Raw genomic sequence first — 24,741 nt, 5'->3', positions numbered from 1 at the left:
GCTTACTCCGGCAGCAGGCTTTCGCCAGCATACAACTGGGCTACCGTCTCGCGGCGACGCACTTCAAACGCTTGATCACCGTCCACCAGCACCTCGGCGGCACGGCCGCGAGTGTTGTAGTTGGAACTCATGACAAACCCATAGGCACCCGCCGAATGCACGGCCAGCAGATCGCCTTCTTCCAGGGCCAGCTGACGGTCCTTGGCCAGGAAGTCGCCGGTCTCGCAGATCGGGCCGACGATGTCGTAGGCGCGGGCTTCGCTGGCGCGCGGCGTCACGGCGGTGACATTCATCCAGGCCTGGTAAAGCGCCGGGCGGATCAGGTCGTTCATCGCCGCATCGACGATGGCGAAATCCTTGTGTTCGGTGTGCTTGAGGTACTCGACCTGGGTCAACAGCACGCCGGCGTTGGCGACAATATAGCGGCCCGGCTCGAACATCAGCGTCAGGTCGCGGCCTTCGATGCGTTCGCGCACGGCCTGGATATAGTCGCTAATCAACGGTGGCTCTTCGTCTCGATAACGTACGCCGACGCCGCCGCCCAGGTCGATGTGTTGCAGGTAGATGCCGCACTCGCCCAAACGATCGATCAAGGCCAGCAGACGGTCAAGGGCATCCAGAAAGGGTGGCAGTGTGGTCAGTTGCGAGCCGATATGGCAGTCGACACCCAGTACTTCCAGGTTTGGCAGTTGCGCGGCGCGGATGTACACCTCTTCGGCGTCGGCGATGGCGATGCCGAACTTGTTCTCTTTGAGACCGGTGGAAATGTACGGGTGGGTGCCGGCGTCGACATCCGGGTTGACGCGCAGGGAGATCGGCGCACGAACGCCCATCTCGGCGGCAACGACTTGCAGGCGCTCCAGCTCGTCGGTGGATTCGACGTTGAAGCAATGTACGCCGACTTCCAGGGCGCGGCGCATGTCTTCGCGGGTCTTGCCGACGCCGGAGAACACGATTTTCTCAGCCTGGCCGCCGGCGGCCAATACGCGTTCGAGCTCGCCACGGGAGACGATGTCGAAACCGGCGCCCATGCGCGCCAGGACATTCAGCACACCCAGGTTGGAGTTGGCCTTGACCGCGTAGCACACCAGATGCGGCACGCCATCGAGGGCGTCAGTGAACGAGCGGTATTGGGCTTCGATATGCGCACGGGAGTACACATAGGTCGGGGTACCAAAGCGCTGGGCAATCGCGGACAGCGCCACGCCTTCCGCGAACAGCTCGCCGTCCCGGTAGTTAAAAGCGTCCATAAGTTTCCCTTAGTAGGTGTCGTGCTTATGCGCTTTTGACGGCTTTTGCGACGATTGCGCCTGTTCATTCGGATCTTTGCTGTCATCCGGCAGGTACAACGGGCCTTTCTGGCCACAGGCACTAACGAGGCAAGCGACCGCGACGAGCGCAGCAAGGGAAGAGATCAGGCGCTTCATGGCGAAATCCTTGAATATGCATTAATTGCGCCCGAGTATACCGACCACCCGGCAGCTTGCCTATGCGCCGCACTACCCGTCCGGCGGGGCTTTGCCGAGGAGCACAAGAAGCGGGCTACGCTGCTTGATGATATTTCGTACTGCCATCTGTAATGAAATCGGTATCCTTTGCAATCGGCGAAGCGCGTCCGTATTGTGCCCCGCTTGAGCAAAACCAGACACTTTTGAGGTTGCCACAATGAGTTTGACCGAAGCCCGTTTTCACGACCTGGTGGATGCCACCCAGGAGAAGCTGGAAGATATTTTCGACGACAGCGACCTGGATGTGGATCTGGAAAACTCGGCTGGTGTGCTGACCGTCAAGTTCGAGAACGGCACTCAGTTGATCTTCAGTCGCCAGGAGCCGTTGCGCCAACTGTGGCTCGCAGCGCGCACCGGTGGTTTTCACTTCGATTACGATGAAGAGGAAAACCGTTGGACGCACGACACCACTGAGGAGTTGCTGAGCGAAATGCTTGCTCGTCTCACGAAGGAACAGTCCGGTGCTGACCTGGACTTCGAAGAGATCTGACCGTGACCCAGCCTGTACCTGTACGCCCGCCCAAGCCGCTGTTCAGCAATGTCAGCCCGGCGGTGCCGTCACCTTGTATCAGTTTGTGTCGCCTGGACGAGCAGAAAGTCTGCCTCGGCTGCTTCCGCCACGTGGAAGACATCCGTGAATGGCGCTCCGCCGACGATGCGCGGCGCAGGGTAATCTGTGCCCAGGCAGAGCAGCGCAAGGCACACGCCTGATGCCATCTTGTTTATTTGTGTCGCTGTGGTAGTGTCCGGGTACACCTCAACTCATCGAGGTCCGTGAGAACCCCGCCTTTTTCTGGCGGGGTTTTGCTTTTTTGAGCAGAAAAAAGGAGTCTGCCTGAATCATGACCGCACCTTCCATCATTCTTACCCGTCTTGACGTGCAGCGTCTTGAGCAACTGATCGACCGCTTGGGCGACGAGTTTCCCGGCGTCGAAGCGTTGCAAGCCGAACTCGACCGCGCCGAAGACGTGGTCGGTCACGATGAAGTGACTGCGGGTGTCGTGACCATGAACTCCAGCGTGCATTGCCGTGAGCAAAGCAGCGGCAAGGACTATCACCTGACGCTGGTCTACCCCAAGGACGCGAACGCCGACGAAGGCAAGATCTCGATCCTGGCGCCGGTAGGCAGTGCTTTGCTGGGTCTGCAAGTGGGCCAGCATATCGACTGGCCTGCACCGGGTGGCAAGACGCTCAAGCTGGAATTGCTCAGTGTCGAAGGCCAGCCCAAGGATGGCGGGGCTTTCTCGCTCTAAATCTGGCCCAGTGCGGCATTGAGGGACTGTTCCAGTTCGGCTTTGTAGCGCAGGTACAAATTGCTCGGGCTTTGCACATCACCGAGCAGTCCTGACAAATCCAGATCAGTGATGTAGCAACGGTAACGCTCGGTTTCCCGGCGTTGCCCGACGATCTCCCGGGCGACCACGGCAAACAGTTGGTCGCCAAATTCCAGTTCGCAAAATTCCCGCTGATTGCAGTAAAGGGTGATCCCCACCTGGCCAGGCGCGCCTTTGCCGATAATTGCCTGCACGTCATAAAACGGTTTGTTGGCAGGGTTCTGCGGCGCCGGTCGTGGCTCCACGCCGCGCGCGCGGCTGCTGCCCGATGGCAATAACTGATAGTACAAGGTGTGCACTTCACCCAGGGGCTGTCGGGAATCCAGGGACGACAGCGCTTCGCGGCGATAGAGGATCGATCGCAGGAAGCGTTGCAGCGGTGCCAGCAGACTTTGTTCATCATGAAACGGCAAACGCTGCTGCCAAAGCGCGTTGAATTCGTCGAGTACGTACAACTGGGCGAAGCCTTCGTTGACTCGATAGAACACTTGCACGCAATCAGCCTGGCCCATGGGCAGGAGCAGCGCCAGGTCATGGTCTTCCAGGGCCATGGCGTCAAGGTGCCAAGGGCTGTAGCTGGCCAGTTCCTCACTGAGGTAGGCAATCAGCGCGTCCTGGGTTGGCAGTGACACATGATTGGCCTGGCCCGGTGTCAGTTCCATGACGTGATAGTGCTGTTGCACCTGCAACAGGTAACGATGATTGCCTTGGCCAAGCAACAGGTGTTGTGCGGTGTCGAACACCTCTTCTACACGCTGGGCAATGAACTGCGCACGGTTGTGACAGAAGCAGCGCACCCGCAGCCGTGGCAGATGACCCGGCGGTAGTTGGTTGAGGTAGTCGCGCAGGCAGTCGAGCAGGGCGTGGGGCCCGTCGTAGCGGCTGACCATCACCTCGTTCCAGCTGTTGAGCGTGACCTGGTCAAGGGTCAGCACCAGGTTTTCGCGTACACCGGCGTAGCTCAGGGAGTCGGTGCGCTCGGTGGTCATCAGGATATTCAGGTCGCGATGATGCTTGAGCGGGTCCACGCCGACGTTGATCAGCAACAGCACATCTTCGGGCACTGCCGGGCGCAGCAGACGTTCTTCCTCGACACTGGCCAGGGGCAGGGCGATGGTTTGTTGCAGGCTGCCCAGCAGGTTGAACAATTCGAACTCGGTCATGTCGCTGACACCGGGGTGCAGCGCCAGGCGGGTACTGCTGTCGATCACGCCGTTGCGATGGCACCAGGTGAGCATTTCCAGCAGGTCCCGGCTGCGTTTGATCGGCGCGAAGTGCTCCCATTCCAGGGCCGTCAGGTTGCCGTTATACAAACCCCAATGGTGCTGGCCCGGCTCCTTGCGGTTGGGCGACTGCACCAGGGTCAGAGTGTCTTCGGCCAGGTCCGGGGCGATGCCTGGGTTAATGAACTCAACCTTGCCGGCCTTGCGTTCGAACGCCGCATACAAGCGCCGGCCCAGTACATTGAGGTCGCGTTTGTTGATCAGGCTGGCAGTCTGTTCGCTGCGGGCGAACTGGGTGAGGAAACGGTAGCTGTAGTTCAGTTCATTGACCAGGGCGCGGCGCTCGGAAGCAACCTGGCGCACTTTCCACTGGCTGCGACTGTCCAGCAGGGCCAGTTGGCGCTGGTCCCAACCCCATTCCTGGGCCAGGCGTTCCAGTAGCAGTCGCTGCCAAGTGGCGGTGCGCTGGCCGGCGCTGAGCTTGCGGTTGATCTTCAGGTACAGGCTGCGTCGTACCAGTTCCAGGCGATCCGGCTCGTTGCGGGCCTTGAGGTATTCCTCGATGCGGCGATACACCACGATGTAAGGGTCCAGCTCATCCAGGTCCACTTGGTTGGCGAACACCGCTCGCTTGAAACGCAGGCTCAGGCAGTACACGTTCGGATGTTCGCTGGCGTAGACCTCGGTCAGCAGCAGCTTGAGCACCGATTTGTACGGTGACTCGATGCCCTTGAACAATTGCCACAGCCCGGCACCTATGAACTCGCCCGGCGGGATATGGGCCAGGTGACCCAGGTCGAGGGTTTCATCGGCGCGGATAAACCGCTTGGAAATCAGGGCGTGGGTAAATTCGGCGTAGCGCTTTTCTTCGTAGACCGGCACCAGCCACCAGATCGGCGTGCGCCCGGCCAGCCAGATGGCTGTGCGGTAGAACTCGTCCAGCAGCAGGTAGTGCTGGGTAGTACCGCAATCGTCGGAGCTTAGTTGCGTGTCGCGTTCACCCAGGACAAAGCGTGTAGGTTCGATCAGGAAAAAATGCGCCTCGGCGCCCATGCTCAAGGCCCAGGCTTCCAGCAGTTGGCACTTCTTGCGCAGCTCTGCCAGTTCGCTTTCGTCCAGGTCGGGGGCGTGGCACACCCACACGTCCATATCGCTTTGATCGGCCTGGGCCAGCGTGCCGAGGCTGCCCATCAGGAACAGGCCGTGGATGGGGCGGGGCGGGTTGCCATGGCGCGGTTTATAGGAGAACGAGCGGGTCAGGCGTTGGGCTTCGGCCAGAGCCTGGGCGTCAGGTTCGAAATTCGACAGCCCCGCCGGGGTGCTGCTGGAGACATAGCCCGGCAACAGCGGGTGATTGACGTGGAAAAACAGCGGCAACAAAGTCAGCACGCCTTGTTGGCGTGGTGTCAGCCCCTCGACAGCCCGGGCCATGCGGCCCTCATTGAGGGCCATGAAACGCGCACGCAACTGGGTCAGCACCTTGCGGTCGATGCCTTCGTCCAGATCGGGGCGGATTTCGTGGGTGCGGGTCATGTCGAACTCGGTGGCTCGCTGGGCCCGACGTGGGCAGCCATGCAGGAGTCTACAGACAGTAGCGTAGGAGTTTTAAAGGGAAGTGGCTTTTTGGCGTCAGAATTTTTGCGCCACACAACAGCGCCCTCGGAGTCCGCAACGGGCGGACCCCATGGGCGGGATCAGGTGTCAGGCAGCTTCTTTGGTGCTGGCAGTGGTCAGAATGGTCAGCAGGGTTTGAGCCTGTTCTGCAGCATCCCGGCCAAGGCTCGTCAGGTAGCCCCCGTCCGGCTGATCGATCAGTCCTTTCGCATGGAGGCGCTTGGCAGCGGCGATGGCGGTAGGAGCGGCGGTCTGATGGACTTTCAAGCCCTCCTTGGTGCTGTCCAAGGGGAAGAGTACAAGGATTTCCAGTTCGGCAACCAACTCAGGGGTATACGACATAAGGACTCCAGACTTTCTAAAATTTATTAGAGGCTAGCAGGCCATAAGGTGAACGCACTTTGCCGAACTGTCCAGCGTGTTGCTGCGTGCCGGGGTTATTCCTTTTCCGGCGGCAACTCGGGCAGTGCTCGCAGCGCCGTTTCATACCAATCGGTATTGAAGGCGCGGTCATCTTCGAGCATGGCGTCGATCTCGAAGGCCAGCACGTGAGCCATCAGATTCAGGATGTCGTCGCGCTCGTAGCCCACCAGGGTCAGTTTGTTGAACGTTGCCTTGGCCGCTGGCGGGTTGTCGCTTTCGATCTGGTTTTCGATGGCTTCGATCAGCGTGGTTTCGGTGAATTCTTCTTCGTCATTGTCGATATCGGTCGGCTCGCTCATGGCAGGCTCCTCAAGGAAAGGGTGCCAGTCTACCGCCATTCAGGCAGGTGATGCTGCTGGTCAGGCCGGGCGCCTGGAACTATAACTCTTGCAGCCAACCCCACACCCGGCCTGGAGGCATCTGCAATGCTCAAGCTCTACGGATTTTCAGTCAGTAACTACTACAACATGGTCAAGCTTGCACTTCTGGAGAAAGGGCTGGCTTTCGAGGAGGTGCCTTTTTATGCAGGCCAGACCCCCGAAGCCTTGGCGGTGAGCCCGCGAGGCAAAGTGCCGGTGCTGGGCGTCAAGCAAGGGTTTATCAATGAAACCAGCGTGATTCTGGAGTACATCGAACACACTCAGGAAGGCCCTTCATTGCTGCCGGCCGACCCTTTTCAACGGGCTCAGGTGCTGGCGCTGTGCCGTGAAATCGAGCTCTACATCGAACTGCCTGCGCGAGCGTGTTTCGCCGAGGCTTTTTTCGGCATGACGGTGCCGGAGGCGATCAAGGAGAAATCCAGGGCCGAGCTGCTGCTTGGGATCGGTACGTTAGGTCGGCACGGTAAGTTCGCGCCTTATGTGGCTGGGGAGAACTTCACCATTGCGGATTTGTATTTCATGTACAGCCTGAACCTGGCGTGCGGCGTGGGCGAGAAGCTGTTCGGGCTGGACCTGCTGGCGCAGTTGCCGCAGGCGAAGGCATTGCTGGGGCGCCTGAATGAAATGCCCAACGCGCAGAAGGTAGAGGCGGACAGGCAGGCGGCGATCCCGGCATTCATGGCGATGATTGCGGCCAAGAAATAAACCTTTGGCATCTGTAAGGGCGCCATCGCAGGCAAGCCCGCTCCCACATTTTGATGTGTGAACCCAATCAAGTGTGGGAGCTGGCTTGCCTGCGATGCTTTTAGCGGCTGGCGAGCAATTCTTTGCCGCGCACGACCGCTGCCTTGACCTGTGCCGGCGCAGTGCCGCCCACATGGTTGCGGGCATTTACCGAGCCTTCCAGGGTCAGCACGGCAAACACATCCTGTTCGATCTGGTCGCTGAACTGGCGCAGTTCTTCCAGGCTCATTTCCGCCAGGTCCTTGCCGGTGTCCACACCGTATTTCACCGCGTGGCCGACGATTTCGTGGCAGTCACGAAATGGCAGGCCACGGCGCACCAGGTAGTCCGCCAGGTCGGTTGCCGTGGAGAAACCACGCAGGGCTGCTTCACGCATGATCGCGTGTTTGGGCTTGATCGCGGGGATCATGTCGGCAAAGGCGCGCAGCGAATCACGCAGGGTGTCCGCGGCGTCGAACAGCGGTTCCTTGTCTTCCTGGTTGTCCTTGTTGTAGGCCAGGGGCTGGCCTTTCATCAGGGTCAACAGGCCCATCAGCGCGCCGAATACACGGCCGCTCTTGCCGCGCACCAACTCAGGCACGTCAGGGTTTTTCTTTTGCGGCATGATCGAGCTGCCGGTGCAGAAGCGGTCCGGCAGGTCGATGAACTGGAATTGGGCGCTGGTCCATAGCACCAGCTCTTCGGAGAAGCGCGACAGGTGCATCATCGCGATACTGGCGGCGGCACAGAATTCGATGGCGAAGTCGCGGTCCGACACGCCGTCCAGGGAGTTGCCGCCCACGGCGTCAAAACCCAGCAGCTGCGCGGTGTACTCGCGGTCGATCGGGTAGGTGGTGCCGGCCAGCGCAGCGCTGCCCAACGGCATACGGTTGGCGCGCTTGCGGCAATCGACCAGGCGCTCGTAATCGCGACTGAGCATTTCGAACCAGGCCAGCAGATGGTGACCGAAGGTCACTGGCTGGGCGGTCTGCAAGTGAGTGAAGCCGGGCATGATGGTGTCCGATTCACGCTCGGCCTGCTCCAGCAAACCTTTTTGCAGGCGGGTGATTTCGGCCAGGATCAGGTCGATTTCATCGCGCAGCCACAGGCGAATATCGGTGGCTACCTGATCGTTACGGCTGCGGCCGGTGTGCAGTTTCTTGCCGGTCACGCCGATGCGATCGGTCAGGCGTGCCTCGATGTTCATGTGCACGTCTTCCAGATCGACGCGCCAGTCGAACGTGCCTGCCTCGATTTCACCGCGGATGGTGGTCAGGCCGTCGATGATGCTGTCACGCTCGGCGTCGGTCAGCACGCCGACCTTGGCCAGCATCGTGGCATGGGCGATGGAGCCCATGATGTCGTGGCGGTACAGGCGCTGGTCGAAGGTGACGGAGGCGGTGAAGCGCGCGACGAAGGCGTCGACGGGTTCACTGAAGCGGCCGCCCCAGGACTGGTTGGTCTTGTCGGTGCTCATGGATTCGCTCGTGATCTGCTTGAAAGAGGCATGAAGGTGTACCGGCGATAATAACAGGGTTGCCCGTGAAGGCGGTGCCGCGGGTGATCGGCAATTTTATTTGTGTCGTAGATGGCTAAGTGCCTTGCCGCCGAACGCATCCGGGACGAGACTGGAGATACGTGCTTGTTGAAACGATATTTGACGATTGAGCAATATCGTCTCAGTGAGCGTCTACAGTTGGACTGCTAGTGTGTGAATGCACCAAAGTCTGGTGATGCGGTCATAACCAGACTATCCATTAAACAGGGGGGTATTCGGATTGTGTATCAGTGAACCCTACGACGATGCCCGAAGGCAGCAGGTCTTGGGCGCTATTGAACAGGTCCGGGTAAATTTGGGTGCCGCTCTCAGGGCACTTTTTGCCGCTCGCGCTAGTCTTAGCGTGGATCGCTGTGACGCAAGTCACCGCACCTGTCTACGCTATCCTTGTGCGAGACTCACGCAGGAATCCAGCGCAATATGAATGTCCTGATCGTTGATGACGAACCCCAAGCCCGCGAGCGACTGAGCCGTCTTGTCAGTGAACTCGAGGGTTATACAGTCCTTGAACCGAGTGCCACCAGCGGTGAGGAGGCGTTGACCCTGATCGACAGCCTCAAGCCGGATGTGGTGCTGCTCGATATCCGTATGCCGGGCTTTGATGGCCTGCAAGTCGCTGCCCGCCTGAGCGAGCGCGAATCGCCACCTGCCGTGGTGTTGTGCGCGGCCCAGGAAGAGTTCTCTGCACAGACGCTGGAAGACAGCGGTGTCAGTTTTCTCGTCAAGCCGGTCACCGCCGAGGCCTTGCTCAAAGCCTTGAAAAAAGCCGAGCGTCCCAGCCGTGCCCAACTTGCCGCACTGACCCAGCCTGCGGCCCAAAGTGGTAACGGGCCACGCAGCCACATCAGTGCGCGCACCCGCAAAGGCATCGAGCTGATCCCGCTCAACCAGGTGGTCTACTTTATTGCCGATCACAAGTACGTGACCCTGCGCCATGAAGCCGGCGAAGTGCTGCTGGATGAGCCGCTCAAGGCCCTTGAGGATGAATTCGGCGACCGTTTTGTGCGTATCCATCGCAACGCGCTGGTAGCCCGCGAACGTATCGAGCGCTTGCAGCGCACACCCCTGGGGCACTTTCAGCTCTTTCTGAAGGGGCTCAATGGCGATGCGTTGATCGTCAGCCGACGCCATGTCGCCGGCGTGCGCAAGATGATGCAGCAGCTTTAGCCCAAGGGCTGGGGCGCGGTCTGCCTTCCTTATCCCGGTGCGATGTGGCCAGGGAGGCCCCGCACTTGCTGATTCAAATCAAAGCGTATTTGCCTGAGCTGTTATTATCCGCCGTATCTATTCAGTACGGATTGATCCATGTCCTCTCGCGAAATCCGCATCGCCACCCGTAAAAGCGCCTTGGCCTTGTGGCAGGCCGAATACGTCAAAGCACGCCTTGAGCAGGCTCATCCGGGCCTCAAGGTATCCCTGGTGCCCATGGTCAGTCGCGGCGACAAGCTGCTGGACTCACCCCTGTCGAAAATCGGCGGCAAGGGTCTTTTCGTCAAGGAGCTGGAAACTGCGCTGCTGGAAAACGAAGCCGACATCGCTGTGCATTCGATGAAAGACGTGCCCATGGACTTCCCTGAAGGCCTGGGCCTTTTTTGCATCTGCGAGCGCGAAGATCCGCGTGATGCCTTTGTTTCCAATACCTACGCGTCCCTGGATGACTTGCCGCTGGGCAGCATCGTCGGCACCTCCAGCCTGCGTCGCCAGGCTCAGTTGCTGACACGTCGGCCCGACTTGCAGATTCGCTTTTTGCGCGGCAACGTCAACACGCGCCTGGCCAAGCTGGATGCCGGCGAATATGACGCGATCATTCTTGCCGCCGCCGGCTTGATCCGCTTGGGCTTCGAAGATCGCATCACATCGGCCATCAGCGTCGAAGACAGCCTGCCCGCCGGCGGGCAGGGCGCAGTCGGCATCGAATGTCGGACCGTCGACAGCGAAATCCACGCACTGCTCAAGCCCCTCGATCACGCCGATACCGAAGTTCGTGTGACCGCCGAGCGCGCCCTGAACAAACACCTCAATGGCGGCTGCCAAGTCCCCATCGCCTGTTATGCCGTACTCGAAGGTGAGAGCCTGTGGCTGCGCGGCCTGGTGGGGGATCCGGATGGCGGTACCCTGCTGACTGCCCAGGTGCGTGGGCCGCAACGAGACGCCACGGCCTTGGGGATTCAGGTTGCCGAGGAGTTGCTGGACAAAGGCGCCGGTGCCATTTTACAAAAAGTCTATGGCGAGGCCGGTCCGCAGTGACCGACTGGCGAGTGCTGCTGACGCGGCCTGCCGAGGAGTCGATAGCCCTGGCGGCGTTATTGTCCCAGGCCGGTATATACAGCAGCCGTCTGCCGTTGCTGGAGACGCAAGCGTTAGCGGTTACGGCTGAGCAACAAGCGGTGTTTGACGCGTTGCAGCGTTATTGCGCGGTCATTGTTGTGAGCAAGCCGGCCGCGCGCCTGGCGCTGCAACGGTTGGGGAATGCCGTGCCACCAATGCCGTGGTTCAGCGTCGGTGCGGCGACGGCGCAGATCCTGGCCGGTCATGGCCTCGACGTTCATTATCCCGCCACTGGCGATGACAGCGAGGCCTTGCTTCAATTGCCTGCATTGCGCGAGGCTATCGCACAGCCGGGCGCCAAGGTGCTGATCCTGCGTGGCGAGGGCGGCCGCGAGTTGCTGGCAGAGCGTTTGCGCGAGCAAGGTGCTAGTGTCGACTATCTGGAATTGTATCGGCGTTTTCTCCCGGTCTACGAGACGGGTGCGCTGATGCAACGCATCCGGTTGGAACGCTTGAACGGCCTGGTGGTCAGCAGTGGACAGGGTTTTTTACACCTGCAAGCCCTGGCCGGCCGTGATTGGCCCCTGGTGGCAAAGCTGCCGTTGTTCGTGCCCAGCCCGCGCGTCTATGAGATGGCGCGGGCCGCTGGCGCAAAAAAAGTTGTGGATTGTCGCGGCGCAAGTGCCGCGGCTTTGTTAGTGGCGTTGGGGAGCTATCCCGTTCCCACTCTCTGATACGCAAAGGACGGATACGTGAGCGAAACAGCCTTGCCTAAAGATGAAGCTCAGCCCGCGCTTGATGCGCCGGTCGAGACACCGGTCACCGCGCCGCGCCGCGGCAATGGCCTGGCGGTCGTCGCCTTGCTGCTAGGGGCTGCTGGCTTAGCTGCTGGCGGCTGGGGGATCTGGCAGGTCCGCGCCCTTCAAGCCAGCAACCAACATCAATTGAGCCAAGTGCAGACCCTGGATGACCAATCCCAGAGCCTCAAGCAAAGCCAGCAACAGTTGGCCGCCCGCCTGGCACAATTGCCGGGTGCGGACGAGCTGGAAGAGCGCCGCCGCCTGGTTGCCCAGTTGCAGGGCGATCAGCAACGCCTGAGCCAGCGCCTCGAAACGGTGTTGGGCGCCAGCCGCAAGGATTGGCGCCTGGCCGAGGCGGAGCATCTGATCCGTCTGGCCAGCTTGCGTTTGTCTGCCTTGCAAGACATCAACAGTGCGCAGTCGCTGGTCCAGGGCGCCGACGAGATTCTTCGCGAGCAGAGCGACCCAGGGGCTTTCACCGCCCGTGAGCAACTGGCCAAGAGCCTTGCCGCACTGCGCAGCACTGAGCAACCAGACCGCACCGGCCTGTACCTGCAACTGGCGGCCTTGCGTGACCAGGTCGTGCAACTGGCGGCGATTGCCCCGGAGTATCAGCTTACGGAGCCTGCTTCCCAAGGGCGCCCCACAAGCGATACGCAGAACCAGTTGAGCCAGTGGTGGGAACAGATTTCCCGCTATTTCCGCATCGACTTCAACCCGGATGACAATATCCGGCCATTGTTGGCAGGCCAGGGCTTGAACCAAGTGCGCCTGGCCCTGAGTCTGGCGCTGGAGCAGGCGCAGTGGGCCGCGCTCAACGGCGAGTCGGCGGTATACAGCCGCTCGCTGGGCGAAGCGCGCAGCGTATTGCAAGACAACTTCAATCAGGACAACCCGCAGAGCAAGGCGATGCTGGCGCGTATAGCTGAACTTGAGCCCAAGGCCGTGTCGGTGGTGACGCCGGACCTGGCTGCGAGCCTGGCCGCCGTGCAGGCTTACCTTGAACGTCGTCATCTGTCTGCCGACGAAGCCAAGGCCGCGGCCGGCAAACCGGCGACCCAGGAGTAGAGCTGATGAAGCGTTTCTATGTGATCCTGGTGCTGGCGATTGCAGTCGCCCTCGCACTGGCCGTGGGTATTTCGAAACACACCGGCTACGTGCTGATTACCTATCCGCATTTGCTGCATTACGAGTCAAGCCTGTGGGCTACCCTGGTGGCGGTGTTTGCCATCGGCCTGGCGATCTACCTGGTTCGTGTGTTGCTGAGCCTGATCACGACCTCCGGTGGCGTGGTCAATCCATGGTCGCGACGCAACCGCAGCCGCCGTGTGCAGATCGCGATCGAGCAAGGCCAGATGGACCTTGCCGAGGGCCGCTGGGCCAGTGCCGAACGCCACTTGCACCGCGCTGCCGAAGCAGAGCGTCAGCCGCTGCTCTATTACATCGGTGCTGCCCGTGCGGCCAATGAGCAGGGCCGCTATGAGGAATCCGACGGCTTGCTGGAGCGCGCCCTGGAGCGCCAGCCCCAGGCGGAATTGGCCGTAGCCCTGAGCCATGCGCAACTGCAGATGGACCGCGGCGATACGGAAGGCGCCCTGGTTACGCTTCAGGCGATGCACGAGCGTCACCCGCATAACGCGCAGGTACTCAGGCAGCTACAGCGCCTGCATCAGCAGCGTGGCGATTGGTCCTCGGTGATTCGCCTGCTGCCTGAACTGCGCAAGGACAAAGTCTTGCCCGCCAGTGAGCTGGCCGAGCTGGAACGTCGTGCCTGGGGCGAAAACCTGAGCCTGGCTGCCCAGCGTGAAGAGCAGGGCGAGGCGGGCTTGCAGTCTCTGGAACGGGCCTGGGAGCAACTGACCTCGGCCCAGCGCCAGCAGCCACAATTGGTGCTGGCTTATGCCGACCAACTGCGTCGGCTAGGCGCGGATGCAAAGGCCGAGGAAGTGCTGCGTGGTGCCCTCAAACGCGACTATGACAGCCATCTGATTCGGCTGTATGGCCTGTTGCGTGGCAGTGACCCGGCGCGCCAGTTGAAGTTTGCCGAAGGCTGGCTCAAGGACCATCCGGGCGATGCCAGCTTGCTGCTGACGCTTGGCCGTCTGTGCCTGCAAAACAGCCTGTGGGGCAAGGCGCGGGACTATCTGGAAAGCAGCCTGCAAGTTCAGCGCAACCCCGAAGCCTGTGCCGAATTGGCCCGCCTGCTGGCCCAACTGGGCGACACCGAGCGCAGCAACCAGCTGTTTCAGGAAGGTCTGGGGCTGCTCGACAATCGTCTGTTGTCCTCGCCTCTGCCAGTACCCGCGCGTATTTGAAGTAGGAAAGGGTGAATGGATTGGCTCGGATCTATCCGACACCCGATCCTTAAAACCCCAATAAACACTCGGTATAACTGACGTGATGACTAATTCCTACTTGTTGTAACTGGATTTCCGCCATGCCTTGGCGGAATGTCCTTGCTTCTTCGCGGAATTGTCTGCTCCGGGGCGTCTTGAAAGGGGTCGGGCCTTTCCTCTACCGTAGCGACCTATCTCTTGCAGTGCGGATAAACAATGTCTTTGGCCCCTTTACGCTCCTTGTTTTTGCTGGCGTTCATGGCGGGTGCGCTGACGTTGGGCGCGTCCTTCTATCTGGAATACGGCGCGTTGCTACGGCCTTGCTTTCTGTGCCAGGTACAACGTCTGTTTCTGGCCACTTTTGCGCTGATCAACCTGATGGCCGCCCTTCATAATCCCGGGCGCTCCGGCCTTTGTCTGTATGGGCTGGCGAGCACCGTGTGTGCATTATTGGGCGCCATCACTGCCGGGCGCCAAGTGCTATTGCAGAATATTCCGTCAGGTGCGGGCCGGGATTGCTGGCCCAGCTTGCACTACATGATCGAAAACCTGTCGTTCTGGCAGGCGGCGAGGTCAGTGTTCAACGGGACTGTCGATTGCGTTGAAATCAACTGGACGCTATTTGACCTGAGCCTGCCGGAGTGGAGCCTGTTGTTCTTTGTGGCGATGTTGATCCTGGGTGTCATGCAATGCTCGCGGCTGTTGTTCAGTAAGCATTTGCGCATCACAACGTCATGAAAACGGGACGCGCGTTGTAGGAGTGGATTAAACACTTGTATGAACATTCTCTCCTGCGTACCTTGAAGCCATAGTCATGCGGGCATAATCTGGCCCGCACGCGTATCCAAACCATTTGTCAGAAGCGGCTTTGTTCGACTGCTGCTTAATCCTTCAAGTGTTGCGCAGGTACAGAGCAGCAGCGCCCCTATAGGGAAGAGAGATCATCATGCTGGAAAGTTGTCAGAATGCTCAGGAACGTTGGGGTGGGGTGCACAAGCTGATCGATAGATGGCTGTTGGAGCGCCGCGAACTGATTCAGGCCTATGACACTCTTGGTGCCCATCCCGATGCATTGGCTGAGAAGCAAAAGCCTCTGCAAGAATTCTGCGGGTCTTTGGTGGATTACGTATCTGCGGGTCATTTTGAGGTTTATGAGCAGCTGACCGGCGAAGCGAAAGCCTTCAATGACAAACGCGGATTGGAATTGGCCGAAACCCTTTACCCGCGCATTGATGTGATCACCGAGAAGCTGCTGGCCTTCAATGATCTGTGTGATGAAGGCAAGTGTGTTGCTGAAAAATTCAAGGAGCTCGGCGGTCTGCTCCATGAGCGTTTCGAATTGGAAGATTGCCTGATCGAAGTGTTGCACACGGCCCACAAACAAAAGGCTGCTGTCCAGGCCTGATCCTTGGCGGCGAGATAAAAAACGGTGCGCATGTCGCACCGTTTTTTATGGGTCAGTGGCGAGTGCCGAGCAGTTCGACCTCGAACACCAGCGGCGTATAGGGGGGGATCAACTCACCTGCGCCGTCTGCGCCATAGGCCTGGGCTGAAGGAATCACCAGACGCCATTTCGCACCCACCGGCATCTGTTGCAATGCACTGCTCCAACCGCTGATCACGCTGTTCAGGCGAAACCATTGCGGTTGCGTACTTTTGTCGAAGACAGTTCCGTCAGGCAGTCGGCCCACGTATTTCACCTGCACTTCATCGCTGGCTAACGGCTTGTTGCCAGTGCCCGGTGCCAGCTCGGTAAACAGAATCCCATTTACCAATTCACGAACACCACTGGCGGCTTTTTCCCGAGTTAGAAATTGCTGTTCGGCGGCCAGTGCTTTTTCGCTTTGAGGTAGCTGGGCGTTGGCGGCGTTTTGCGCTTCGTGCGCGGTAAGAATCTGTTCGATGCGCGCGTTGTCGAGCGCCAGCGGCTTGCCTTGATAGGCTTGCTTGAGGCCGTCGATCAGGGCCTGGATCTGCAGGTCGGGGACTTCCTGGCGCAAGCGTTCGCCGAGGCTTGCGCCCAAGCTATAGGCTAGATCATGCGCCTCTGTGGCAGTGGTTTTTGACGGCGATTGCTCGCTCGCATCGGCCACGAAGATCGCCAAGCCAAGCACTAGAAAAAGATAACGCGACATGGACATTCTCCCGGCGAAAGTGCGACGGATTATGCCAGTGTGAGTGCGTAAAAACTGGTGAGCATTTGCGTTATATCGATAAGAATTTTCGTACCGTGCAACGCAAGCCCAACGATACTGTCAACATGCGCTAGCGGCGGTAAGAGCAGAGGGCTAGTATGAGCCGCACCCACGTCAGCCAGGAGGTAAACCATGTCGGCCAAACAGAAGCCTGTAAATACCCCGTTGCACTTGCTCCAACAACTTTCGGGCAGCCTGCTCGAACATCTGGAAAGCGCATGTTCCCAGGCGTTGGCCGATGCAGAAAAACTGCTCGCCAAACTGGAAAAACAACGCGGTAAAGCGCAAGAAAAGCTGCACAAGTCCCGTACCAAACTGCAAGACGCCGCTACTGCCGGCAAGTCCAAGGCGCAAGCCAAAGCCAAGGGCGCTGTCAAAGAACTTGAGGACCTGCTGGACGCCCTCAAGGATCGTCAAGCTGAAACCCGCAGCTACATTTCCCAACTCAAAAAAGACGCTCAAGAAAGCCTGAAGCTGGCCCAAGGCGTTGGTCGTGTGAAGGAAGCCGTAGCTAAAGCGCTGGGGGCTCGTACACCCGCAAAAGTTGCAGCCAAGCCCGCTGCCAAAACCGCTGCTGCCAAGCCAGTTGCTAAAACTGCAGCTGCCAAACCGGCAGCCAAGCCAGCCGCTAAAACTGCAGCTGCCAAACCGGCAGCCAAGCCAGCCGCTAAAACTGCAGCTGCCAAACCGGCAGCCAAGCCAGCCGCTAAAACTGCAGCCGCGAAACCAGCAGCCAAGCCAGCCGCTAAAACTGCAGCCGCGAAACCAGCAGCCAAGCCAGCCGCTAAAACTGCAGCCGCGAAACCAGCAGCCAAGCCAGCCGCTAAAACTGCAGCCGCGAAACCAGCAGCCAAGCCAGCCGCTAAAACTGCAGCCGCGAAACCAGCAGCCAAGCCAGCCGCTAAAACTGCAGCCGCGAAACCAGCAGCCAAGCCAGCCGCTAAAACTGCAGCCGCGAAACCAGCAGCCAAGCCAGCCGCTAAAACTGCAGCCGCGAAACCAGCAGCCAAGCCAGCCGCTAAAACTGCAGCCGCGAAACCAGCAGCCAAGCCAGCCGCTAAAACTGCAGCCGCGAAACCAGCAGCCAAGCCAACCGCCAAAACTGCAGCCGCGAAACCAGCAGCCAAGCCAGCCGCTAAACCTGCAGCCGCGAAACCAGCAGCCAAGCCAGCCGCCAAACCTGCTGCCGCGAAACCAGCAGCCAAGCCAGCCGCTAAACCTGCTGCTGCCAAACCAGCAGTCGCCAAGCCAGCCACTCCACCGGCACCGACAGCATCCACCGCTCCAACCGCATCGGCCAGCACCACGCCTGCACCGGTAGCGCCAAGCACCACCCCAACCAACGCTTCCTAAGCGTCGGTGGCCGCGACGCGCAGCGCCTGCAGCGCGTCGTGGTCAAGGTTGGCGGCTTCGGTCGCCACGCCTTCAAGCCATTCGTACTGACCCACCACCTCATTGATCGGCCATGCCTGCGCCAAGGTTTCCAGGCGCGCCAGCAGTGTTCGTTCAGCCTCCAGCTCCACGGCTTTCACCCGCTCGCGCAACGATGCCAGCTGCGTATCCTGCTGCGCCAGGGCTCGCCATTGCACGCGCAGGTATCGCAACGGTTCGACAACCTGCACCCGCCACGGACGGGCAAGCTGTTGCAGCGCCTGCACCCGCTCAGGTGTATGTGCCACACCGCGCCGCTCCAGCCACGCACCACACAGCAGCAGGCATACATCCGCGCCATGTTCCTGCAAACGCAGGCAAGCGGCCTCTACACCCGGGCGAGCGTAGGTAGAAAGGGCAAAGCTCCACAGGTCAGCGCACATATTCACACCCAAGCCAGCGGCCAACGAAGCTGGTAGACTCCGCCGCCATTATGATCCGACTTCAAAGCCTAACATTACAGCGTGGCCCGCAACGTCTTCTCGAAGACGCCGAGCTGACCCTGCACGCCGGTCACAAAGCCGGCCTGATCGGTGCCAATGGCGCCGGCAAATCCACGTTGTTCGCCTTGCTGCTCGGTGAGCTGACCCCGGATTCCGGGGACTGCCTGCTGCCGGCCGACTGGCGCATCGCCCATATGCGCCAGGAGATCGACACCCTGGACCGCATCGCGATCGACTACGTGCTCGATGGCGACCTGCGCCTGCGCCAGGTGCAACACGACCTCGCCGAAGCCGAAAAAGCCCAGGACGGTGCCGCCCAGGCCCGCCTGCACGCCGAGCTGGACAGTGCCGACGGCTACACCGCCGACGCCCGTGCCCGCAAAATGCTCGCTGGCCTTGGCTTTACCAACGAACAGATGGACCGCCCGGTCGCCGACTTCTCCGGCGGCTGGCGCATGCGCCTGAACCTGGCCCAGGCACTGATGTGCCCCTCGGACCTGTTGCTGCTCGACGAGCCGACCAACCACTTGGACCTCGATGCGATCCTGTGGCTGGAAGATTTCCTCAAGAGCTACCAGGGCACCTTGCTGCTGATTTCCCACGACCGGGATTTCCTCGACGCCGTGGTCGACAACATCGCCCACGTCGAGCAGAAGAAAATCACCCTCTACCGTGGCGGCTACACCGCGTTCGAACGCGCACGCGCCGAACGCCTGGCCCAGCAGCAACAGGCCTTTGAAAAGCAACAGGCGCAACGTGCGCACATGGAAAGCTACATTGCCCGCTTCAAGGCCCAGGCCACCAAGGCCCGTCAGGCCCAGAGCCGCATCAAGGCGCTGGAGCGCATGGAAGAACTGTCGGCGGCCCACGTCGATTCGCCGTTCGATTTCGTGTTCCGTGAGTCGGTGAAGATCTCAAGCCCTCTGCTCGATCTGTCGGACGCTCGCTTGGGCTACGGCGACAAGACCATCCTGGAGAAGGTCAAGCTGCAGCTCACGCCCGGCGCGCGCATCGGTTTGCTTGGCCCCAACGGAGCGGGCAAGTCGACGCTGATCAAGAACCTGTCGGGTGAGCTTGAGCCACTGGCTGGCCGCCTGACCCGTGGCGAGAACACGGTGGTGGGCTACTTCGCCCAGCACCAACTGGATTCGCTTGATGCCAAGGCCAGCCCGCTGTTGCACCTGCAGCGCCTGGCGCCCACCGAGCGCGAGCAAACCCTGCGCGACTTCCTCGGCGGTTTCGACTTCCGTGGCGCACGGATCGACGAGCCAGTGCTGAATTTCTCCGGTGGCGAAAAAGCCCGACTGGCCCTGGCCCTGATCGCCTGGGACCGTCCAAACCTGCTGCTGCTCGACGAACCGACCAACCACCTGGACCTGGAGATGCGCCTGGCACTGACCATGGCCCTGCAGGAGTTCAGCGGTGCGGTACTGGTGGTGTCTCACGATCGCCACCTGCTCAAGAGCACCACCGACAACTTCCTGCTGGTGGCCGACGGCAAGGTCGAAGAATTCGACGGCGACCTGGACGACTACGCACGTTGGCTGACCGATTACCGCCTGCGCAATGCGCCGGCCAGCAACACCCCGGTCAACCCGGACAAGACTGACAAGAAAGCCCAGCGCCAGGCCGCCGCCGCGCTGCGCCAGCAACTGGCGCCGCACAAGCGTGAGGCCGACAAGCTGGAAGCCGAGCTGGGCAAGGTGCACGAGCGCCTGGCCAAGATCGAAACCAGCCTGGGTGATAGCGCCGTGTACGAGGCGGCGCGCAAGGATGAGCTGCGTGACCTGCTGGCCGAACAGGCCAAGCTCAAGGTGCGCGAAGGGCAATTGGAGGAAACCTGGATGGAGGCCCTCGAACTGCTCGAAACCTTGCAAGCGGAGCTGGAGGCGCTGTCCTGATGGAAGCGTTGCAACTGCCGGTACCGGCGCAATGGGTCGAGCCCGTATGGATCGGCGTGCAAATCCTGCTGATCCTGCTGGCCGGCTACCTGGCCCAGCGCTTCGTCGCCAAGGGCCTGACGCGCCTGGGTGAGCGTTACCCGTTCCCGCCGCAACTGCTGATGCCCCTGCGCGGCGGCTTGCGCTGGCTGATCATGGGCAGTGCGCTGATCTTTGTGCTGGGGCGCCTGGGAGTGTCTGCCACGGTGCTGTGGACGGCGCTGTCAGGGTTTGTCGCGGTAGCGGCAGTGGCGTTCTTCGCCATGTGGTCGGTGCTGTCCAACCTGTTGTGCGCAATTCTGATCTTCACCGTCGGGCCGTTCCGCCTTGGGGATATTGTCGAGTTGGTGGACACCGTCGACAAACCCGGCGTGAAGGGCAGGGTCGTGGCGATCAACCTGCTTTACACCACATTGATCGAAGTAGAAGAAGCCGGGACCAGCAGCGCGATGGTGCAAGTGCCTAACAGCTTGTTCTTTCAGCGCTCGGTGCGCCGTTGGCCTGGCACCCATGTATTTCCGGGCGACCGCTAGCGTTTACATCTTGTAAAAATCTATAGCCAGCCTTCGGTCGGTAGAGTTAGCTTAAAGGCACAATCGCTGACTCCCTTCTGAGGTGCGCAATGGCTCTCGACACATGGCTGGCCTTTTTCCTGGCCAGTTGGATCATCTCCCTTTCTCCTGGCGCCGGTGCCATCGCCTCGATGTCCAGCGGCCTGCAATACGGTTTTGTCCGGGGCTACTGGAACGCCATTGGCCTGCAACTGGGCCTGGCGATGCAGATTGCCGTGGTCGCGGGTGGCCTGGGGGCCATTCTGGCGGCGTCGTCTACCGCATTCTATGCGATCAAATGGTTTGGCGTGGCCTACCTGGTGTACCTGGCCATCAAGCAATGGCGCGCCCTGCCCATGGACATGACCGATGACGCCGCCGTGCGCCCGATCGGCAAGCCGATGGCGATGATGTTCCGCGGCTTTTTGGTCAACGCCAGCAACCCCAAGGCCCTGGTGTTCATGTTGGCGGTGTTGCCGCAATTCGTGAACCCGCAGGCGCCGCTGTTGATTCAGTACCTGATCCTCGGTGCGACCATGATCAGCGTCGATATGATCGTGATGGCGGGTTACACGGGGTTGGCGTCGAAAGTCTTGCGTCTGTTGCGTACGCCTAAACAACAGAAGCGCGTAAACCGTACATTCGCCGGCTTGTTTGTCGGCGCTGCCGGATTTCTCGCCAGCCTGCATCGCGCTACGGCGTAATTGCCGAAACCGAATCGAAATGTGGGAGGGGCTCCCTCCCACATTGGATTTAGGGGTGATATGAAATAACACCTTGAGTCGAATTCATTAAAGCTCAACAATAGTGTTACTTCGTATTTCCACTTGAGATTCATTCATGACTGCCCCTTTCCGCTTTCTTGCGTGGCTGCTGTTGCCGGCGCTGATGTCGTGCAGCTTCAATCTCTTGGCCGCGACCGCCGAAGGCGCGCCACAGGCCCTGCATTTGCTGGATTACATCGGCGCCGACTACCCACCTACGGTAGAGGCAGGCAAGGTGGTGGACGACTCGGAATACCGCGAGCAGGTGGAGTTCCTCGGAGTGCTGCAGGGTTTGGTGGCTGATCTGCCCGACAAACCCGAGCGCGCTGAGTTGATAAGTGGCGTTAATGAATTGCTGGCGGCGGTCACCGCCCATCAGGACGGCGCGAGCGTGGCCCGCCAGGCTCGTCAGTTGGGCGCCAAGCTGGCCGTGGCGTATGAAGTCAGCCAAGCCCCGGCCATCACGCCGGACCCGACACGCGGCGCGCCGCTCTATGCCCAGCATTGTTCGGTGTGCCACGGCACTGCCGGCGCCGGTGATGGTCCGGCTGGCATGGGCATGACGCCGCCCCCCGCTAACCTGCGTGACGCCACGCGCCTGGATCGCTTGAGCCTGTATGCGATCTACAACACCCTCGGCCTGGGTGTCGAAGGCACTGATATGCCATCGTTCGCTGACCAACTGGACGATCGCCAGCGCTGGGACCTGGCGACCTATATCGCCGGTTTCACCGCCGACCCGGCTGCCGCCAAAGGTGAGCAGGCGTTCAACCTCGCCGACCTGGCGCGCCAGACCCCCAATGAAGTGCTCGCCGCTGACGGCCCTGGCGCTGCGGCGACGTTCCGCGCCCAGCGTGCACAGCCGCCACAGGTTCAACGTGGTCCCGCGCAGTTGCTCGACTACACGGCCGCCACGCTGGACAAGAGCCTCGCGGCCTTCCGCAACGGCGACCACGAGCAGGCCTATGATTTGTCCGTCGCTGCCTACCTGGAAGGCTTCGAGCTGGTGGAAAGCTCCCTGGATAACGTCGATGCCAATGTGCGCAAAGACACCGAGAAGGCCCTGATGGCCTATCGGCAATCGTTGCAGGATGGTTTGCCTGTCGAGCAGGTGCAGCAGCGTCTGGACGTTGCCAAAGGCAAACTCACTGAATCCGCCGGCTTGCTGGGCGGCGATGGCCTGAGCTGGTCATTGAGCTATATCTCTGGCCTGCTGATCCTGTTGCGCGAAGGCTTGGAAGCGATTCTGGTGCTGGCGGCGATCCTCGCCTTCCTGCGTAACACCGGCCAGCAGTCGGCGGTGCGCAGCGTCAACGTCGGCTGGGGCCTGGCGCTGTTGGCAGGCTTGGCTACGTGGGCCTTGGCGGCGTATGTGATTGACGTCAGCGGAGCCCAGCGAGAACTGCTCGAAGGCTGCACGGCGCTGTTCGCCAGCGTGATGGTGCTATGGCTCGGCGTGTGGATGCACGACCGGCGTCACGCAGCGGCCTGGCAGGATTACATCAAGAGCAGCCTGGTGGGCGGCGGCGGCCGTTTCGGTTTTGCCGTGCTGGCGTTCTTCTCGGTTTATCGCGAGCTGTTCGAAGTGATCCTGTTCTACGAAACCCTGTGGCTGCAGGCCGGCCCTGCCGGGCACAACGCGGTGCTGGCCGGTGGTGCCACTGCGCTGGTGCTGCTGGTGGGTCTGGCCTGGGTGATCCTGCGTGGCTCGGCGAAGTTGCCGTTGGCGCTGTTCTTCGGCATCAACGCTGCGTTGCTGTGCGCGCTGTCGGTGGTATTCGCCGGGCACGGTGTCAAGGCCTTGCAGGAGGCGGGCATCTTCGGCACGCGGCCGGTGGCGTTCTTTGACTTCGACTGGCTGGGCATTCATGCCGATGCGTATTCGTTGGGTGCGCAGGCTGTGGCGATCCTGGCGATTGTGGTGCTGTATGGCCGTAGCCGGCTGACCGAAAAGCACCGGGCGGCGGCGTAGCATGCGGGTATGGATCGACGCCGACGCCTGCCCTCGGGCGGCCAAGGACCAGGTAGTGAAGTTTGCCCTCAAGCGCCAGTTCGAGGTGGTGCTGGTGGCCGGGCAGAGCCAGAGCAAACCGAGCTTTTCCTGTGTGAAGCTGATCGTGGTGCCCAGTGGCCCCGACGCGGCCGATGACTACCTGGTTGAGCACGCCGTCCCCGGCGAACTGGTGATTTGCAGTGACGTGCCCTTGGCCGATCGACTGGTGAAGAAGGGCGTCACGGCCCTCGATCCGCGAGGCAAGGAGTTCAGCCCGGCGAACATGAGCGAACGCCTGGCGGTGCGTAACCTGTTCACCGATCTGCGTGAGCAAGGTCAGATGGGCGGCGGACCACCGCCCCATGGGGAAAAGGACAAGCAGGCATTTGCCAATGCCCTGGACCGAATTCTTACCCGCTTGATGAAGCCTCTGTAGGAGCGAGCTTGCTCGCGAAGAACGTCAACGATAACGCGGGGGCTCTGGATGAGCGCGGCGCTCTCAGGTTCTTCGCGAGCAAGCTCGCTCCTACAGTAAGAGGGTGTCAGTCATTTTCGTGGGTCAGTTCAAGCACCCGATCCACCAACTTGTTGATCCCTGACGCCACTTCACTGATGTTCTTGCCGAGCATATACGCCGGCGTACTGACCAGCTTGCGCGCTTTGTCCTCGACGATATCTTCCACCGTGCATTCGTGATGCGTGGCGCCCATCTTGTCCAGGGCAGCGGCTGTGTCGGCATCGTTACCGATGGTGCAGGTCACGCCAGGGCCGTAGATCTTCGCGGCCAGGGCCGGAGAGATGCAGATCAACCCCACCGGCTTGCCTGCTTCGGCAAACGCTTCAGCCAGCTCCAGCACCTGCGGGTTGACGCTGCAGCCGGCGCCCTCCACGGCGAAGTTCGACAGGTTCTTCGCTGCGCCAAACCCGCCGGGCACGATCAGGGCGTCGAAGTCGGCGGCGTTGGCTTGGCCAATATCCTTCACTGCGCCCCGGGCGATACGCGCAGACTCCACCAGCACATTGCGCGACTCGGGCATTTCTTCGCCGGTGAGGTGGTTGATCACGTGCAATTGCGCAATGTCGGGTGCAAAGCATTCCACTTGAGCGCCGCGCTGGTCCAGGCGCAGCAGGGTGATCACGCTCTCGTGGATCTCTGCGCCGTCGTATACGCCACAGCCGGAAAGGATCACTGCAATCTTTTTGCTCATGGGCATTTCTCCTGATTCATGGCGTTAAATGTCTACTAATTTGTAACCT

At 60.7% G+C, this 24,741-nt stretch carries 26 protein-coding genes and 1 pseudogene; 18 read left to right on the top strand and 9 right to left on the bottom strand.

The window, feature by feature from the left end; translation table 11 throughout:
• Positions 1–2 precede the first annotated feature (2 nt).
• Positions 3–1,250, bottom strand: coding sequence for a diaminopimelate decarboxylase (gene lysA / locus PSEBG33_RS00920; RefSeq protein WP_005792445.1), 1,248 nt, complete (start codon positions 1,248–1,250; stop codon positions 3–5).
• A gap of 9 nt (positions 1,251–1,259) precedes the next feature.
• Positions 1,260–1,427 (bottom strand): LPS translocon maturation chaperone LptM, encoded by a 168-nt coding sequence (gene lptM / locus PSEBG33_RS29200; RefSeq protein WP_003195417.1) that lies wholly within the window; start codon positions 1,425–1,427, stop codon positions 1,260–1,262.
• A gap of 238 nt (positions 1,428–1,665) precedes the next feature.
• Here lptM and cyaY point away from each other — a divergent pair, with 238 nt between their 5' ends.
• From cyaY to rnk, 3 genes are all read left to right on the top strand, one after another.
• On the top strand, positions 1,666–1,998 hold the full coding sequence (gene cyaY, locus PSEBG33_RS00930) for an iron donor protein CyaY (protein WP_005792444.1): 333 nt from the start codon (positions 1,666–1,668) through the stop codon (positions 1,996–1,998).
• A gap of 2 nt (positions 1,999–2,000) precedes the next feature.
• On the top strand, positions 2,001–2,219 hold the full coding sequence (locus tag PSEBG33_RS00935) for a DUF1289 domain-containing protein (RefSeq protein ID WP_005792443.1): 219 nt from the start codon (positions 2,001–2,003) through the stop codon (positions 2,217–2,219).
• A gap of 131 nt (positions 2,220–2,350) precedes the next feature.
• The gene (gene rnk, locus PSEBG33_RS00940; protein ID WP_005792442.1) at positions 2,351–2,761 is read left to right on the top strand and encodes a nucleoside diphosphate kinase regulator; all 411 of its coding nucleotides are present in this window, start codon (positions 2,351–2,353) and stop codon (positions 2,759–2,761) included.
• Here rnk and PSEBG33_RS00945 read toward each other — a convergent pair.
• The 3 genes from PSEBG33_RS00945 to PSEBG33_RS00955 all read right to left on the bottom strand — a co-directional run bounded on the left by PSEBG33_RS00945 (position 2,758) and on the right by PSEBG33_RS00955 (position 6,401).
• On the bottom strand, positions 2,758–5,598 hold the full coding sequence (locus PSEBG33_RS00945) for a class I adenylate cyclase (protein ID WP_005792441.1): 2,841 nt from the start codon (positions 5,596–5,598) through the stop codon (positions 2,758–2,760). The genes rnk and PSEBG33_RS00945 overlap by 4 nt on opposite strands.
• A gap of 168 nt (positions 5,599–5,766) precedes the next feature.
• Complete coding sequence (locus tag PSEBG33_RS00950; RefSeq protein ID WP_003195403.1) at positions 5,767–6,021, bottom strand: TIGR02647 family protein; 255 nt, start codon at positions 6,019–6,021, stop codon at positions 5,767–5,769.
• 95 nt (positions 6,022–6,116) lie between these two features.
• Complete coding sequence (locus tag PSEBG33_RS00955) at positions 6,117–6,401, bottom strand: hypothetical protein (protein WP_005792440.1); 285 nt, start codon at positions 6,399–6,401, stop codon at positions 6,117–6,119.
• A gap of 126 nt (positions 6,402–6,527) precedes the next feature.
• Here PSEBG33_RS00955 and PSEBG33_RS00960 point away from each other — a divergent pair, with 126 nt between their 5' ends.
• Entirely contained in the window at positions 6,528–7,187 is a 660-nt protein-coding gene (locus PSEBG33_RS00960; protein WP_005792439.1) for a glutathione S-transferase family protein, read from the top strand.
• A 100-nt stretch (positions 7,188–7,287) separates the two neighbouring features.
• Here PSEBG33_RS00960 and argH read toward each other — a convergent pair whose 3' ends face one another.
• The gene (argH, locus tag PSEBG33_RS00965) at positions 7,288–8,682 is read right to left on the bottom strand and encodes an argininosuccinate lyase (protein ID WP_005792438.1); all 1,395 of its coding nucleotides are present in this window, start codon (positions 8,680–8,682) and stop codon (positions 7,288–7,290) included.
• 501 nt (positions 8,683–9,183) lie between these two features.
• Between argH and PSEBG33_RS00970 the strand changes: the two genes are divergently transcribed.
• The 7 genes from PSEBG33_RS00970 to PSEBG33_RS01000 all read left to right on the top strand — a co-directional run bounded on the left by PSEBG33_RS00970 (position 9,184) and on the right by PSEBG33_RS01000 (position 15,572).
• Positions 9,184–9,930, top strand: a complete 747-nt coding sequence (locus tag PSEBG33_RS00970; RefSeq protein ID WP_005792437.1) for a LytR/AlgR family response regulator transcription factor — start codon at positions 9,184–9,186, stop codon at positions 9,928–9,930.
• Positions 9,931–10,068: 138 nt separating this feature from the next.
• Positions 10,069–11,010 carry a hydroxymethylbilane synthase gene (gene hemC, locus PSEBG33_RS00975; protein WP_005792436.1) on the top strand — a complete coding sequence of 314 codons (942 nt, stop codon included), beginning with the start codon at positions 10,069–10,071 and terminating at the stop codon, positions 11,008–11,010.
• On the top strand, positions 11,007–11,765 hold the full coding sequence (locus PSEBG33_RS29855) for a uroporphyrinogen-III synthase (protein ID WP_005792435.1): 759 nt from the start codon (positions 11,007–11,009) through the stop codon (positions 11,763–11,765). Before hemC ends, PSEBG33_RS29855 begins: the two co-directional genes overlap by 4 nt.
• Positions 11,766–11,783: 18 nt before the next feature.
• Positions 11,784–12,899 carry a uroporphyrinogen-III C-methyltransferase gene (locus tag PSEBG33_RS29850; RefSeq protein ID WP_005792434.1) on the top strand — a complete coding sequence of 372 codons (1,116 nt, stop codon included), beginning with the start codon at positions 11,784–11,786 and terminating at the stop codon, positions 12,897–12,899.
• Positions 12,900–12,904: 5 nt separating this feature from the next.
• Entirely contained in the window at positions 12,905–14,146 is a 1,242-nt protein-coding gene (locus tag PSEBG33_RS00990) for a heme biosynthesis protein HemY (protein WP_005792433.1), read from the top strand.
• Positions 14,147–14,383: 237 nt separating this feature from the next.
• Positions 14,384–14,905: a disulfide bond formation protein B gene (locus PSEBG33_RS00995; RefSeq protein ID WP_005792432.1), complete on the top strand. Its 522-nt coding sequence runs from the start codon at positions 14,384–14,386 to the stop codon at positions 14,903–14,905.
• 208 nt (positions 14,906–15,113) lie between these two features.
• Positions 15,114–15,572: an Rsd/AlgQ family anti-sigma factor gene (locus PSEBG33_RS01000; RefSeq protein WP_005792431.1), complete on the top strand. Its 459-nt coding sequence runs from the start codon at positions 15,114–15,116 to the stop codon at positions 15,570–15,572.
• 52 nt (positions 15,573–15,624) lie between these two features.
• Here PSEBG33_RS01000 and PSEBG33_RS01005 read toward each other — a convergent pair whose 3' ends face one another.
• Positions 15,625–16,302 (bottom strand): FKBP-type peptidyl-prolyl cis-trans isomerase, encoded by a 678-nt coding sequence (locus PSEBG33_RS01005; protein ID WP_005792430.1) that lies wholly within the window; start codon positions 16,300–16,302, stop codon positions 15,625–15,627.
• A gap of 192 nt (positions 16,303–16,494) precedes the next feature.
• Between PSEBG33_RS01005 and PSEBG33_RS01010 the strand changes: the two genes are divergently transcribed.
• Entirely contained in the window at positions 16,495–17,715 is a 1,221-nt protein-coding gene (locus PSEBG33_RS01010; protein ID WP_005792429.1) for an AlgP family protein, read from the top strand.
• Here the strand turns inward: PSEBG33_RS01010 and PSEBG33_RS01015 are convergent.
• On the bottom strand, positions 17,712–18,176 hold the full coding sequence (locus tag PSEBG33_RS01015; RefSeq protein WP_032803750.1) for a TIGR02444 family protein: 465 nt from the start codon (positions 18,174–18,176) through the stop codon (positions 17,712–17,714). The genes PSEBG33_RS01010 and PSEBG33_RS01015 overlap by 4 nt on opposite strands.
• 50 nt (positions 18,177–18,226) lie before the next feature.
• On the opposite strand from PSEBG33_RS01015, the gene abc-f reads away from it, so the two are divergent.
• From abc-f to PSEBG33_RS29845, 6 genes and pseudogenes are all read left to right on the top strand, one after another.
• Complete coding sequence (gene abc-f, locus PSEBG33_RS01020) at positions 18,227–20,137, top strand: ribosomal protection-like ABC-F family protein (RefSeq protein WP_005792427.1); 1,911 nt, start codon at positions 18,227–18,229, stop codon at positions 20,135–20,137.
• Positions 20,137–20,709: a mechanosensitive ion channel family protein gene (locus tag PSEBG33_RS01025; RefSeq protein WP_005792426.1), complete on the top strand. Its 573-nt coding sequence runs from the start codon at positions 20,137–20,139 to the stop codon at positions 20,707–20,709. The genes abc-f and PSEBG33_RS01025 overlap by 1 nt, the downstream gene beginning before the upstream one ends.
• Positions 20,710–20,798: 89 nt before the next feature.
• Positions 20,799–21,431 carry a LysE family transporter gene (locus PSEBG33_RS01030; RefSeq protein ID WP_005792425.1) on the top strand — a complete coding sequence of 211 codons (633 nt, stop codon included), beginning with the start codon at positions 20,799–20,801 and terminating at the stop codon, positions 21,429–21,431.
• 136 nt (positions 21,432–21,567) lie between these two features.
• The gene (locus PSEBG33_RS01035) at positions 21,568–23,463 is read left to right on the top strand and encodes an FTR1 family protein (protein WP_005792424.1); all 1,896 of its coding nucleotides are present in this window, start codon (positions 21,568–21,570) and stop codon (positions 23,461–23,463) included.
• Between the two features lies 1 nt (position 23,464).
• Positions 23,465–23,920 carry a YaiI/YqxD family protein gene (locus tag PSEBG33_RS01040; RefSeq protein WP_005792423.1) on the top strand — a complete coding sequence of 152 codons (456 nt, stop codon included), beginning with the start codon at positions 23,465–23,467 and terminating at the stop codon, positions 23,918–23,920.
• A gap of 8 nt (positions 23,921–23,928) precedes the next feature.
• A pseudogene (locus PSEBG33_RS29845) lies at positions 23,929–24,018 on the top strand (outer membrane lipoprotein carrier protein LolA); the annotation flags it as partial.
• Positions 24,019–24,026: 8 nt separating this feature from the next.
• Here the strand turns inward: PSEBG33_RS29845 and elbB are convergent.
• On the bottom strand, positions 24,027–24,692 hold the full coding sequence (elbB, locus tag PSEBG33_RS01045) for an isoprenoid biosynthesis glyoxalase ElbB (protein ID WP_005792422.1): 666 nt from the start codon (positions 24,690–24,692) through the stop codon (positions 24,027–24,029).
• Positions 24,693–24,741 lie beyond the last annotated feature (49 nt).

Origin of the sequence: Pseudomonas synxantha BG33R (assembly GCF_000263715.2) — a bacterium.
In the GTDB taxonomy this organism is placed as follows: Bacteria; Pseudomonadota; Gammaproteobacteria; order Pseudomonadales; family Pseudomonadaceae; genus Aquipseudomonas; species Aquipseudomonas synxantha_A.
The sequence above is the reverse complement of the archived record's forward strand: the minus strand, read 5'-3'. Positions and strand labels throughout refer to the sequence as shown.